The 13,380-nt window shown below is 53.1% G+C and carries 11 protein-coding genes; 4 read left to right on the top strand and 7 right to left on the bottom strand.

Annotated elements, in window-relative coordinates; all coding sequences use genetic code 11:
* Positions 1-9: 9 nt before the first annotated feature.
* The 3 genes from hppD to KU854_RS04950 form a co-directional block, all read right to left on the bottom strand.
* Complete coding sequence (gene hppD, locus KU854_RS04960; protein WP_218357353.1) at positions 10-1,083, bottom strand: 4-hydroxyphenylpyruvate dioxygenase; 1,074 nt, start codon at positions 1,081-1,083, stop codon at positions 10-12.
* 176 nt (positions 1,084-1,259) lie between these two features.
* Positions 1,260-1,613, bottom strand: a complete 354-nt coding sequence (locus KU854_RS04955) for a DUF2750 domain-containing protein (RefSeq protein WP_218357352.1) — start codon at positions 1,611-1,613, stop codon at positions 1,260-1,262.
* 177 nt (positions 1,614-1,790) lie between these two features.
* Positions 1,791-2,675 (bottom strand): helix-turn-helix domain-containing protein, encoded by an 885-nt coding sequence (locus KU854_RS04950; protein ID WP_218357540.1) that lies wholly within the window; start codon positions 2,673-2,675, stop codon positions 1,791-1,793.
* Between the two features lie 177 nt (positions 2,676-2,852).
* On the opposite strand from KU854_RS04950, the gene KU854_RS04945 reads away from it, so the two are divergent.
* Positions 2,853-3,764 carry a DMT family transporter gene (locus KU854_RS04945; protein ID WP_218357351.1) on the top strand — a complete coding sequence of 304 codons (912 nt, stop codon included), beginning with the start codon at positions 2,853-2,855 and terminating at the stop codon, positions 3,762-3,764.
* A gap of 248 nt (positions 3,765-4,012) precedes the next feature.
* Here the strand turns inward: KU854_RS04945 and KU854_RS04940 are convergent, their stop codons facing one another.
* From KU854_RS04940 to KU854_RS04925, 4 genes are all read right to left on the bottom strand, one after another.
* Positions 4,013-4,375: a hypothetical protein gene (locus KU854_RS04940; protein WP_218357350.1), complete on the bottom strand. Its 363-nt coding sequence runs from the start codon at positions 4,373-4,375 to the stop codon at positions 4,013-4,015.
* A 152-nt stretch (positions 4,376-4,527) separates the two neighbouring features.
* Entirely contained in the window at positions 4,528-5,712 is a 1,185-nt protein-coding gene (locus KU854_RS04935) for an ABC transporter substrate-binding protein (RefSeq protein ID WP_418885840.1), read from the bottom strand.
* A gap of 122 nt (positions 5,713-5,834) precedes the next feature.
* On the bottom strand, positions 5,835-6,686 hold the full coding sequence (locus tag KU854_RS04930) for a carbohydrate ABC transporter permease (RefSeq protein ID WP_218357348.1): 852 nt from the start codon (positions 6,684-6,686) through the stop codon (positions 5,835-5,837).
* A complete protein-coding gene (locus tag KU854_RS04925; protein WP_218357347.1) occupies positions 6,686-7,588 on the bottom strand; it encodes a carbohydrate ABC transporter permease in 903 nt (300 codons plus the stop codon). The genes KU854_RS04930 and KU854_RS04925 overlap by 1 nt, the downstream gene beginning before the upstream one ends.
* Before the next feature lie 272 nt (positions 7,589-7,860).
* On the opposite strand from KU854_RS04925, the gene KU854_RS04920 reads away from it, so the two are divergent.
* From KU854_RS04920 to KU854_RS04910, 3 genes are all read left to right on the top strand, one after another.
* The gene (locus KU854_RS04920; protein ID WP_218357346.1) at positions 7,861-8,970 is read left to right on the top strand and encodes an ABC transporter ATP-binding protein; all 1,110 of its coding nucleotides are present in this window, start codon (positions 7,861-7,863) and stop codon (positions 8,968-8,970) included.
* A 1-nt stretch (position 8,971) separates the two neighbouring features.
* Positions 8,972-9,997, top strand: coding sequence for a substrate-binding domain-containing protein (locus KU854_RS04915; protein WP_218357345.1), 1,026 nt, complete (start codon positions 8,972-8,974; stop codon positions 9,995-9,997).
* 262 nt (positions 9,998-10,259) lie between these two features.
* Complete coding sequence (locus tag KU854_RS04910; protein ID WP_218357344.1) at positions 10,260-13,355, top strand: beta-galactosidase; 3,096 nt, start codon at positions 10,260-10,262, stop codon at positions 13,353-13,355.
* Positions 13,356-13,380 lie beyond the last annotated feature (25 nt).

Below are 13,380 nucleotides of genomic sequence, written 5' to 3'. Positions count from 1 at the left end.
ACTTTCCGATTATCCCGCGTCCAGTACACCACGGCGGATCTGATCCAGCTCGATGGACTCAAACAGCGCCTGGAAATTCCCCTCGCCAAAGCCCTGATTGCCTTTACGCTGGATGATTTCAAAGAACACAGGACCAATCACGGTATCGGTAAAGATCTGCAGCAGGATGCCACTGCTGACGTTACCGTCGATAAGAATACGCATGTCACGCAGCTTCGCGACATCCTCACCGTGGCCTTCAACACGCGCATCCACTTTCTCGTAGTAGGTATCCGGCGTATCCATAAAGCCCATTCCGCGTTTTTTCAGCGTTTCTACCGTTTGGTAAATATCATCTGTGCTAAGGGCAATATGCTGGATACCCTCGCCGTTGTACTCTTTGAGGTATTCGGCGATTTGGGATTTATCATCACTGGACTCGTTGATTGGAATACGGATTTTTCCACAAGGCGCAGTCAGCGCGCGGGATTTCAGCCCGGTCAACTTGCCTTCTATGTCGAAAAAGCGGATTTCCTTGAAATTGGCAATGCGGTCATAGAAGTCTGCCCACACGTCCATGTTGCCCTTTTCCACGTTGTGGGTAAGGTGGTCAATCACCTTGAGACCAGCGTCTGAATCTGCCAAACGCGCCTGCCAGTCCGGATAGAAATCAAAATCAATGCCGTAGATGTCACTGTCGCCATAACGGTCAACCAAGTAGAGATAGGAATCCCCAATACCGTGAATGGCGGGAATGTTCAGCTCCATGGGACCAATACGTGGCTCGCACGCTGTCGCGCCCTGCTTGACGGCATAAGCCACAGCGTGTTGCGCGTCTTTCACCCGGAACGCCATAGCGTTTACGCTCGCACCGTGCACACGGGCGAAACCTTCCGCCTGCGAATCCAGCTCGCCATTGACGATAAAGTTGATATCCCCCTGGCGGTACAGCCATACCGCTTTGTGTTTGTGCTTGGCAATTTCTGCAAAACCCATCAGCGAAAACAGGGCTTTTAACTGTGCAATCCCTTTTGCATCCGGCGCTGTGTACTCAACAAACTCAAAGCCGTCAGTTCCCATCGGATTGATTGTTGTCTGTGCCATGTTGGTTTCCTCCTACCAAGCCTATTCATCACGGCCATCACTCGCGGTGACAGCATGAATAACGAATAGCAGTCGGTAAGAAAGATCGGCAAAGCAACACCTCGTGCTACAGCCTTGTGAAGTGTAAAGGTGATTTTGTACAGCTGGATTGACAGTGAGCGGTTCAGGGCATCCGTTCAGGCGCTGATGGTCAGATATTTGTTCGCAATATCAGCCGCTTCAACCTCTTCCCCGCTTAAATCCATTCCCCAATCGGGGCCAAGCAGCACGCCATCATCCGCGAGATCCACCAGCCACTGGTCAATAAATGTTTCAAGGGGGATGGCGACAGGTTCAAAATCTGACCATTCATCAACACAATGGATAGCGGCGGCTTCCCGCGATGACCAGAACGGCATCACGTCGGTTTCTTCGTAAATGGCAGAATCACAAATCACCCAGCCATCGTCACAATACAGGCCCCATATCGCGCCGCTTTCGCATGAGACCATGACAAACAGGTCTACGGGCGTGGGATTTTGAGATGTCATGAATACTCTCCTGTTGCGCGCAAAAACGGATACCATGCCAGCCACTTTTTTCATTCAGAAACAGGGGTTAGCAAGGTGTCGCTAACTCTTCAATCTATGCGTCGGCGCGACCATTTTGTGTATCAAAGTTGAGCATTCAGGCAGGTTGATGACTTAAAAAGGCATGGCTCGGAGAGTTCAGGGCTTGCCCTGTTCGCGGCGGTAGGCAGCGGGTGACACGCCAACCCTTTGTTTGAATTGCATTGTCAGGTGTTGTTGGGAAGAAAAGCCACTGGCATCAGCGATATCAGTCAGGGTGAGGATATTTTCTTCAAGCAGGGCTTTTGCCTTCGCAATCCGGCGGGCGAGAACATATTGGTGCGGCGTACAGTCAAAACTGGCTTTAAACATACGCGCAAAGTGAAATTCACTGAGCTGAACCAGGTTCGCCAGCTCCCCCAGTGAAAGGGTTTGCGGCAGGTGCGCTTCAATATAATCGGCAACCCGGCGCTGGTTTTGCGGAGACAAGCCACCTTTAACTGGCGGGAAAAACAAAGGTTGTTGACAGTAACGCCGAACAAGGTGCAACAACAGCATTTGCTGGGCATGGGACATCATCAACTTGTCGGTATCGCTTCGCCAGTCCAGTTGCATCATGGTTTGGCGGATAAGCTGGATAACAAAGGGATCATCCACAAAGGTGCACTCTTTGAGTTCGATGTGGCGGCCTTCTTTGTCAAACACCTGCTCAGCAAAATCCTGAAGGTGTTTTTGTTCAAAATAGAAATGGAAAAAACTGAATGGGTCTGCAAATGCCCACGACGAACGGTGATCCTGAGGCATTAAACACAGCTTGTTTTCACCGCCGTACATGTCCCCGCCGGATATACAACGTTTGGTATTCTGCCCGCCGTTGAGATAAAAGCTGAGGGTATGGTGTCCAGGCTTTTCATAGCTGGCACTGCCGTGGCTGTTTGTCCACACAGCGGCGCCCAAGCCATTGTCCAGCCAGACTTCATTGTTCAGTTGCGCCGTATTGTTTTTCAACACGGTGTAAACGCCTTGTTTATCCCTTTCCTGCATCGCTGTTGTATTCAATCCCTCTTGATGGCTTCTGACAATATATCGACACCCGCAGGCTTTTAACACGCGCTCAACAAAAAAAGCGCAAGAATCTATAAAAATCGCAGGAAGATGAAAGCCACCCTTCGCTGTTTCCCGTTATGTTGTGGTCAGGGATGTTTTGTTGGAGATGCAGGCATGAACGCCTTCTTGTATGTGATAACCGTATTTATTTGGGGCTCAACCTGGCTCGCGATTGCCTACCAGATGGGGGATACGCCGGTGGTGGTGTCAGTCGGATGGCGTTTTGCCCTCGCATCTGTTTTCCTGCTGGCATGGCTCGCGCTACGTGGCAAACTGCCAACCCTTTCCCGTGAAAACCACAAAATGGCGATACTGCTCGCCCTTTGCCTGTTTTCAAACAACTTCCTCTGCTTCTATGCCGCGACCCAGTATCTGCCCAGCGGCCTGAATGCGGTGGTGTTTTCGCTCGCCCCCATTTTTAATGCATTGAACCTCTGGTGGCTGGAAAAGCGCCGTCCCAGCAGTACCTTTATCCAGGGAGCCCTGATGGGCTTTGCCGGTGTCGTCACCCTGTTCGGTGCCCAGTTCCTCAACGCGGCCATGGACACAACCGTGCTGCTTGGCCTTGGGCTCACCTTTGTCGGCACTTATTTCTTTTCCATGGGTAATCTGGTCTCTGCCCGCGCCCAGCAAAAAGGGATGCCTTTACTGCCAACCACGGCTTGGGCTATGGGCTATGGCGCCCTGTATGTGTTCGCTATTGCACTGGCGATGGGGCATTCATTGGCGTTCAGCACCACGCCGCTATATCTGTCTGCGCTGATCTATCTCGCTATCATCGGCTCTGTGATTGGGTTCAATACCTATCTGGCGCTTGTCGGCCGTATCGGGGCTGCCAAAGCCGCATACTGCACCGTGTTGTTTCCACTGGTCGCGCTTTCCCTATCTACGCTGTTTGAAGGGTATATCTGGACATGGCAATCTGCGCTCGGCGTTCTGTTAGTGCTTGCCGGAAACCTGCGTGTTTTCGGTATTCCTGAGCCGCTCAAACGCTGGCGACGCATTACGCCGACGCAAGCTGAATAACCCATACCATGCTGATCAGCACCGGCCAAAGCCAGGTTGGAATACCGAAAGAAAAGCGGGTTGGGTGTTGGATTTGGGTGTTTCGCATTTTCTCGTCCTCTATAGGTTTCTATAGGAACGATTAAAGCGAAACAAACTTGCAAACCAGCGGGTGAAAGATGGCAATGTCACGGAATATAGTGGCGAAAAAAGGGCACGGATTGCCGTGCCCTTTTCGTTGAAAACTGTGTTTTATCGGGTTATTGCTGTCAGACCTTAAAATCGTAACTGCGGTCGCCGTTGGGCTGAATGGTATTTTCCACCGCTTTCAGAAGCTGCTGCTGACCTTGGGTATAGGCCGAAAACTTGGCCATTTTGGCCTCGCGCTCTGCCACACGGTCAATCAGGCCGCGATAGTCACCTCGTTGTGCCGCTTCTTCCTGCATTTTGTCAGCTTCCATCGCATCTTCGCGGCGGTTATCGACACGCTCATTACGCTCTTCTGCTGGCGAGGAGGCACCGGTTCTCATCATGTCATCCTTGCGCATATCATTCTGCGCGTCCTCTTTCTCGCGCTGGCGCGCGTTGAGGTACATGTTGGTCGAATAACTGGTGTTGATGAGGTTTGCCATTTGCGGATCCTGTTATCGTCAGCCTGTCTAACAGTAGAATCTTAAATTTAGTACAACTCTTGTTTGCTGGCTGATTATTTGCCGTATAAAAAACAAGCAAGCGCCGTACCAACAGCGCTTGCTTGCTTCGATAATAGACTGATATTTATCAGTTATTGCTTAAAGGTACGTTGACGGGTCTTCTCAAGATTTTCGAGAATTTTGTCAATGCGGTCAGGGTGTACCATGTATTGCTGGAAGCCCTTCATGCCTTCTTTCGCCATGGCCGGATCGGTATCGCGGTCATAAAACTGCGCAGTACCCGCCGCTTCACCCAACATCACCACACCGGCATTCAGGAACTCATCATCTTTCGGTTTTGCCTGGTTGTTGGTCGGGATTTGCAGCATCGCCTCGTTGATCATGGTCTGGATTTCAGGACGGGCAACAAACTCCAGGAACTTACGTGCGTCTTCCTTGTTTTTTGCTTTGGCCGGAATGTGAATCGTATCCATGGGCGCATCTTCCGCCATTGGCACATTCGGGTCGATCACCGGGAATTGGAAGAAACCCATGTTTGGACGCACTTGATCGGTAAAGTTAGCGGCAAGGAAATTACCCATCAGATACATGGCAGCGTCGCCGTTGTAGAGGAATGGTTGCGCTTCCTGCCAGGAATAGGAGGCGTGGTTGTCGAGGTAGTAACCTGGCTCAACCAGTTCATTCCATTTCTCAAACACGGCTTTTACGCGCGGGTCGGTATACGGGATTTTGCCGTCCATCAGGTCGATATGAAAATCCAGACCGTTGATGCGCATGTTGAGGTAGTCGAACCAGCCTGCGGCCGTCCAGAGGTATTTGGTACCGATGGTGAAAGGCGTCACGCCGTTTTCTTTCAGCGTTTTCGACGCAGCAACCAGATCTTCCCAGGTTTTCGGCACAGGAATACCGTACTTGTCGAACAGATCTTTGCGGTAGTAAATACCCCATTGGTAATAGGTATAGGGCACACCGTATTGTTTGCCTTTCACCGACATTGCCGGCATGGCACTGGCAAAGCTTTTATCCATGCCATTGGCCTGCCAGATATCGCTCACGTCTTCGAACAGGCCACGGTCAACAAAGGTTTTCATGCGGTTACCGGCATACCAGAACACCACATCCGGTGGCGAAGTCACCAGCCAGTTACGGATGGTGGTTTTGTAGGCTTCGTGATCGTAGAGGTTGTACTTCACCTCAATATCCGGATAGGTTTCCTCGAACTTCTCAATCACCTCTGCCCACGCTTTTTTCGGTGCCGGATCTGACGCATCCGAGTTGATCACCAAGGTACCCGCCAACGCAGAGCCACTGAGCATCAGTAGCAGACTGCCCAAAATACCTATGCCTTTTTTCGCAAGCGTTCTCATAGTATTCATCCTTTTTCGTCGTTATCAGACAGACCCTGTGTGTCTTGCTTTTTGTCCTAACTCGCTGTGTTTTAACCTTTGGTCGCGCCAAGCGTCAGCCCGGCGATAAAGTGGCGCTGCATGGTGAAAAACAGTGCCACCGGCGGCAGCGCGGCGACCACCGCCCCTGCCGACATGTATTGCCATGACGCCAGCCACTGCCCTTGCAACGCATTCAGCCCCGCCGTCACCGGACGGACTTCATCGCTTTGCACCAGCACCAGCGCCCAGAAGAAATCGTTCCAGATAAAGGTAAAGACCAATACCGACAGCGCTGCCAGTGCGGGCCTTACCAATGGCAACACCACAAACCAGAAAATGCGCCATTCGCTGACCCCTTCAACCCGCGCCGCTTCAATCAAGGCATCTGGAATGCCGACAATAAAGTTGCGCATAAACAGGGTGCAGAACCCTGCCTGGAAGGCGATATGGAAAAAGATCAGTGCCCAGTGGGTGTCGTAAAGCCCGAAGCTGATAGTCAGGTCACGCACCGGGATCATCAGGATTTGGAAAGGCACAAAGTTTCCACCGATAAAAAGGGCAAACAGCCAGATGTTGGCGCGGAAACGGTATTTCGCCAGCGCATAGCCAGCCAGTGTGGAAAGGGCGACAGCCCCAGCAACGGCAGGCAGACAAATCAGCAGGCTGTTGAGCAGGTAACGCCCCATAGGGGTCGCAACAAACACCTGGGTATAGTTTTCCACCAACTGCAATTCATCCGGCATCCCCCAGTAATTACCGGCATTGATGTCGGCAATGGAGCGCACAGAAGTCATGATCACCGCCGCGAGCGGGATCAGCCAAAGTGCAACTGCAATATAGAGCGCGAAGCGGTAGGTGACATTGGCAACCGGGCCACGCTGTTCAATAGGACGGGGAAACATCAGCGCTCTCCTCTCAGCATGCGCCACAGGAACCAGGCGATATAGATATCCATGATAAGGAACAACACCACGGCAACCGCCGCGCCGTAGCCCATGCGGTAATTAAAGATGGACTCTTCATACATCAGGTACGCCAACACGGTGGAGCTGCCCCAAGGGCCGCCCGCCGTCATGGTCGCCACCAAATCAAACGAACGCAGTGCGCCAATCACCGTGACCACCACCGCAATAAAGGTGGCGGGTTTGAGTTGCGGCACCACCACATACCAAAGCATGCGCCAGCCTTTTGCACCGTCAAGACGCGCCGCTTCCAGCTGCTCCGGGTCGAGGTTATTGAGGCCGGTGAGATACAAAATCATGCAGTAGGCGATCTGCGGCCAGAGACCGGCGGCGATAATGCCGTAGGTCACCAGCTTTTCATCCGCCAGGATCGAAACCGGCTTAAAACCCAGTGCGGTCATAAATTCAGTCAGCAGGCCAAACGAGGGGTCATAAAACCACGCGAACACCAGACCGACGACCACTTGGGAAATCACGAACGGGAAGAAAAACAGCGCTTTGATTAACCGGATCCCCGCCACCTGCTGGTTCAGGAACAAGGCGATTAACAGGCCAATCGGCGGAGCCAGCATGAAAAGAACCAGCCACAGCAGGTTGTTTTTCAACGAGGTAAAGAAGGCATCAGAATCAAACAGCTCGGCATAGTTATCCAACCCGACCCAGGTTTTCTCTCCCAGACCATCCCAGGAAAAGAAACTCAGCCAGACACTCTGGCCGATCGGGTAAAGCACATACACGCTGAAAATGATGATAGCGGGCGCCAAAAACAACCACGGGGCAACATAGAGTTGGCTCCGTTTTCTCGGCGGCGCTGAAGAAGTGATTGAGGCAGTTCCGGCCATAATACACCCTTTTGTCGATGGAAAAGGCTGCACCGTTTTCCTGATATGCAACCCAGACTAAAAGTTATAAAAATGTAACGAATAATTATCTTGGAATTAAAACTAGTTCACAATTCATGCAATGTAAACGTTTCCATAGCGCAAAAAAGGGACTATTTTGATAAAAGGGTGACGCACGCAACGATTTGCGAAAACGTCATAGAAACGGATTGCATATATTCAGATGACCAGAGAACCAAGGATTCAGGTCACAGGGTAAACAAGGAGTAGGCATGGCAGATATTACGCTCAACAAAGTGGTGAAGCGCTTTGGCAAAGTGGAAACCATTCACGGTATTGACTTGGACATTTCGAGCGGCGAGTTTGTGGTTTTCGTTGGGCCATCCGGTTGCGGGAAGTCGACACTGCTCCGTTTGATCGCCGGGTTGGAAACCCTGACAGAAGGCACGGTGCACATTGATGGGAATAACGTCACCGATGTCGACCCTGCCGATCGCGGTGTTGCCATGGTGTTCCAGTCTTACGCCCTCTACCCGCACATGACAGTGCGCGAAAACATGGGTTTTGGGCTGAAGATGACCGGCGTCGCCAAGGACGTTATTGACGCACAGGTCAGCCGCGCTGCGAAAACGCTGCAACTTGATGCCCTACTGGACAGAAAGCCCAAAGCGTTGTCGGGCGGCCAGCGCCAACGTGTGGCAATCGGCCGCGCGATTGTGCGCGATCCAAAGGTGTTTTTGTTCGACGAACCACTCTCCAACCTCGACGCAGAGCTTCGTGTTGAGATGCGCCTGCAAATTGCCAAGCTCCACCAGGAGCTAAAGAACACCATGATTTACGTCACCCATGATCAAGTCGAAGCCATGACGTTGGCGGACAAGATCGTGGTACTCCGTGACGGGAACGTTGAACAGGTCGGTTCACCGCTGGCGCTTTACCATAACCCCGCCAATCTCTTCGTTGCGGGCTTTATCGGCTCGCCGAAGATGAACTTTGTCCCTGCGCGGGTAGCTGCCTGCAATGGCAACGATGCCCAACTTGAGATGCCGGACGGCCAAACGCTGACCGTTTCCCTGATCCGCCCGGTCAACGAAGGCGAATCCGTCACTGTGGGGATCCGCCCTGAGCACATTGGCATTGGTGAAGGTGCCGGATTCAACTTTTCTTTCCACAGTGAAGTGGTTGAACGCCTGGGCAACAGTACCTACCTGTTCGGCCAATATGCCGGTGTAGACGGTTTCAAGGTGCACATTCCCGGTGACAACGCGGTTAAAGCCTTCCAGCACGTTGCTCTCTACTGCTCACCGGATGATGTGCACGTGTTCGACAGCAACGAGCAGGCACTGACAGCACGCGAGTTGACGGACGCTGAGGTCGCTTAATATGGCGACCATCAAGGATGTTGCGCGTGTTGCCGGGGTATCGGTAGCCACTGTCTCGCGGGTGATCAACGGGTCGCCACAGACCCGTCCCGATACCGTGGCGCTGGTGAAGAAAACCATGCAACAGCTCGGTTACCGCCCCAACGCCGCCGCTCGCACCTTGGTCACCAAAAAGAACCGCGCCATTGGCGTGGTGGTGGCTGACGTTGCCGACCCCTTTTTCGGCACTCTGGTTAAGCATGTCGATACCATTGCCCACGCTCAGGGCTATCACGTCTTGATTGGCAATGGTTATCACAACGCCGAGCGGGAAAAACAGACCATCGAATCCCTGATCCAGAATCAGGTGGGATCGCTCATCATCCACAGCAAAGCACTGGATGATGACACCCTGAGAAAGTACGCGGAAGAACACAGCGCCGTGGTGTTTATCAACCGCCATATTCCCGGTCTGGCAGGTCGCTGCATTTATCTTGATAACTACCACGGCGCGTATCTCGCTACCGAACACCTGATTGGCAAAGGGCATAAACACATAGGATATCTGGGTTCCAACCACGGCATTGAAGATACCGAGCAGCGATATCATGGCTTTCATGATGCCCTGAAAGCCCACGGTCTGCTGTGCGAATCCGGTACGGACGAAACGCGCTGCGCGGCGCAAGGCATTCCGGATGAAACCGGCGGTGAGCTGGCTATGGCTTCGCTGCTTGAAAAGATGCCGTCTGTCACCGCCGTGTTTTGCTACAACGATGTAATGGCAGCCGGCGCAGTTTCCCTGCTCACTGAGCGCAAAATCCATGTTCCGCAAGAGGTCTCTGTTGTCGGGTTCGATAACAGTGCCATTGCCCGCTACATGTACCCTAAACTGACGACGGTTCGTTACCCGATTGAAGAGATGGCTGCCAAAGCCGCTACCCTCGCGATATCGCTTGCCGACAACCAACCCGCCCCCGCCTTGGACAGCAACTACAAGCCCAGCCTGGTGTTGCGCGACTCCGTTTCTTCTCCGGCCACAGACAACTGATTTTTCTCTTTGAAACAACTGAATGCCTGCGTCAAAGAATCACCTTTCACCGAAAGCGCCGCTTTGTAGAAAACCAATTTGGTCTAAACTTTCCAGTATCACACCCCGACAACGGCATACCCTTTCAAGGGCACCGTGTGTTTCGGGTAAACCATAAAACGCCATGTTGATGTCTTTGTACCTGACTTGCTATTTCGCTGTTTTCTAATAGCCAGATCCACCTAGTCATGGCCCGGTTCACACACCAGAAGAGACAAGCAACATGACACGATACGCAGCACTGATCCGTCAACGTCATTGGGAAGACCCTTCGGTCACGCAGTTAAACCGTCTTCCAGCCCATTGCCCGCTTGCCTCTTATCCCAGCGTTGAAGCCGCGTTGGACGATGCCGACAACGCCATTCCTGTTTCACGCAACCGTATTTTCCTGAACGGGTTGTGGAGGTTCGCTATCTATCAAAAACCGGAGGAAGTGCCTTCCGAAGTAGTGTGCAAAGAGTTCAACGATGACAGCTGGCAAAACATCGCTGTTCCATCCAACTGGCAACTGCAAGATACCGACGACAACCCTATCTACACCAATATCCAGTACCCCTTTGAACCGACACCGCCCAAGGTGCCTTCACACAACCCGACTGGGGTATACCGGACGACTTTCAATATTTCTGACGTGTGGCAACGCGGCTACACACGCATCTGTTTTGACGGGGTCAGCGCTGCATTTTACCTGTGGTGTAACGGCCATTTTGTCGGCTACAGCCAGGACAGCCGGTTACCGGCAGAGTTTGACCTTTCTTCGTTTATCTCGCTGGGTGAAAACCAGCTCACCGCTGTTGTACTGCGCTGGAGTGACGGCAGTTATCTTGAAGATCAGGATATGTGGTGGCTCAGCGGGATCTTCCGCGATGTCACCCTGTGCCACAAACCCCACAGTGCGATTGAAGATTTCAGTGTCCGCGCCAGTCTCGACTCCCATCACCAGCTGGGTATTCTCACGGTCACAACCCGCACCAGTGGCGAAGACGGCACTCAACTCGTGGCCCAGCTTTTTGAGGACGGTCAGGACATCAGCGGCGAAATGTTCGCCCAGTCCAATACCCGGCCGGTGGACGAGCGTGGCAGCTGGAAAAACCGGCACACGCACACCATCAAAATCCTGAACCCGACGATTTGGAGTGACGAAAAACCGCACCTTTACCGTCTGGTGCTTACCCTGCTCGACGACAACGGTGAAATACTGGACATCGAAGCGTGTAACACCGGCTTCCGTCAGGTTTCTATTCAGGATGGCATACTGCGCATCAATGAAAAGCCCGCCTTGATCCGCGGTGTGAACCGCCATGAGTTCGACCCCCGTCATGGCTATGCCCAATCTGTCAGCGCCATAGAGCATGATTTGAAACTGATTAAGCAATTCAATTTCAATGCCGTGAGAAACGCGCACTATCCGAACCATCCGGCGTTTTACAACCTGTGCGACCGCCTTGGCCTGTATGTGGTCGACGAAGCCAACATTGAAACCCACGGGCTGGTGCCTATGTGCCAACTCTCGGACGATAACCAGTGGCTCACCGCTTATATGGAGCGCGTCACCGGCATGTACGAGCGGGATAAAAACCACCCCTGCGTGATTATCTGGTCGCTCGGCAATGAATCCGGCATTGGCAGTAACCATCACGCCATGTACCAATGGCTCAAGCTGCGCGACCCTTCACGTCCGGTGCAATACGAAGGGGGTGGAGCAGACACTGCCGCCACCGACATTATTTGCCCGATGTACGCCCGCGTTGAGCAGGATCAGGAAGAACTGGCGCTGCCCAAATGGGCATTGTCCAAATGGATTGGTCTGCCCAATGAAAACCGCCCTTTGATCCTGTGCGAATACGCCCACGCCATGGGTAACAGCCTTGGCAGTTTCGATAAATACTGGCAGGCGTTCCGCCGTTATCCCAGATTGCAAGGCGGCTTCATTTGGGACTGGGTCGATCAGGGGCTGCTCTACGACAGCGACGCAGGCAAAGTCTGGGGATATGGCGGTGATTTCGGCGATACCCCCAACGATCGCCAATTCTGCATCAATGGCCTGATGTTTCCAGACAGAACGCCGCACCCGGCAGCTTTTGAAGCCAAATACCATCAACAGCGCTTCCACTACACGCTGGATGGCACGTACCCGCTGATGGTCACCGTAAGACACGAATACCTGTTCCATCCACCGCAGCACCTCACCCTTCGCTGGTCAGTGCAGGGCAACGGTAAACAGGAAGCCAGTGGCGAGGAGCCGCTGTCATTGCACCTTGGCCGTGAAACCCAGTGCAAACTGATGAGTGCCATGCCCTACCCCAAACACAACGCGGAATACTTCCTCAACCTTGAAGTGGTGCTCGCCAAGGACGAAGACTGGGCACCGGCCGGAACGGTAATTGGCTGGTCGCAACTGACGCTGCCGGTGTACCGAGCGCTTACCGCGCCGGCTGTGGCACCGGACAGGTTGCCAGAGGTGTTGGAAGAGCCAGATCTCTGGACTATCCGCGGTGACACCTTTGAGCTGGGTTTTGATAAGCAGAGCGGCCATCTGGTGCACTGGCTGATCAATGGCGAAGAGCAACTGCTGTGTGCACCGACCGATAATTTTGTCCGCCCGCCCATCGACAACGATATCGGCGCCAGCGAAGCAGACAAGCCCGACCCCAATGCCTGGTTCACCAAATGGCAAAACGCCGGACTGTACGAGCTGCGCCATGAAAACTTGTTCAATACCGTCGACGTGCTTTCAGATACGGTGCAGATCCGCTCTCACCATGGCTATTTCATTGGCGGCACCATGGTGATCAGCACCCTCTGGCGCTACGAAGTGGATTTGGACGGCACTATCGACTTGACCGTAAACGTGCACGTGGCGCAGGACATGCCCGCATTGCCGCGCATTGGGATGGAACTGGTGATCCCCGATACCGACTGTATCTGCTGGTTTGGCCGCGGCCCCCATGAAAACTACCCGGATCGCAAAGCCTCAGCCATGGTTAGCCGCTACATTGCCAGCATCGAAGATATGCACACGCCGTATATCTTCCCGACCGAAAACGGCCTGCGCTGCGATGTGCGCCAGCTGGATATCGACAACCTGCGTATTGAAGGCCTGTTCCATTTTTCTGTCAGCCGCTACAGCCAGGATTCACTCAAAAATGCCCGCCACCAGCATGAGTTGGAGGCAGACGATTACCTGTATTTGCGTATCGACGGCTACCACATGGGCGTGGGCGGCGATGATTCATGGAGCCCGAGCGTGCACCCGGAATATCTGCTGGACGATTCGTTTTACCGCTATTCGCTCACGCTATCGATGAAACAGGATTAACGGCCGTACACTTTCTGGTAACATT

The sequence above is a fragment of the Enterovibrio paralichthyis genome, assembly GCF_019209835.1.
In the GTDB taxonomy this organism is placed as follows: Bacteria; Pseudomonadota; Gammaproteobacteria; order Enterobacterales; family Vibrionaceae; genus Enterovibrio; species Enterovibrio paralichthyis.
Note: the sequence above shows the minus strand (reverse complement) of the source record. Positions and strands in the feature narration are given on the sequence as shown.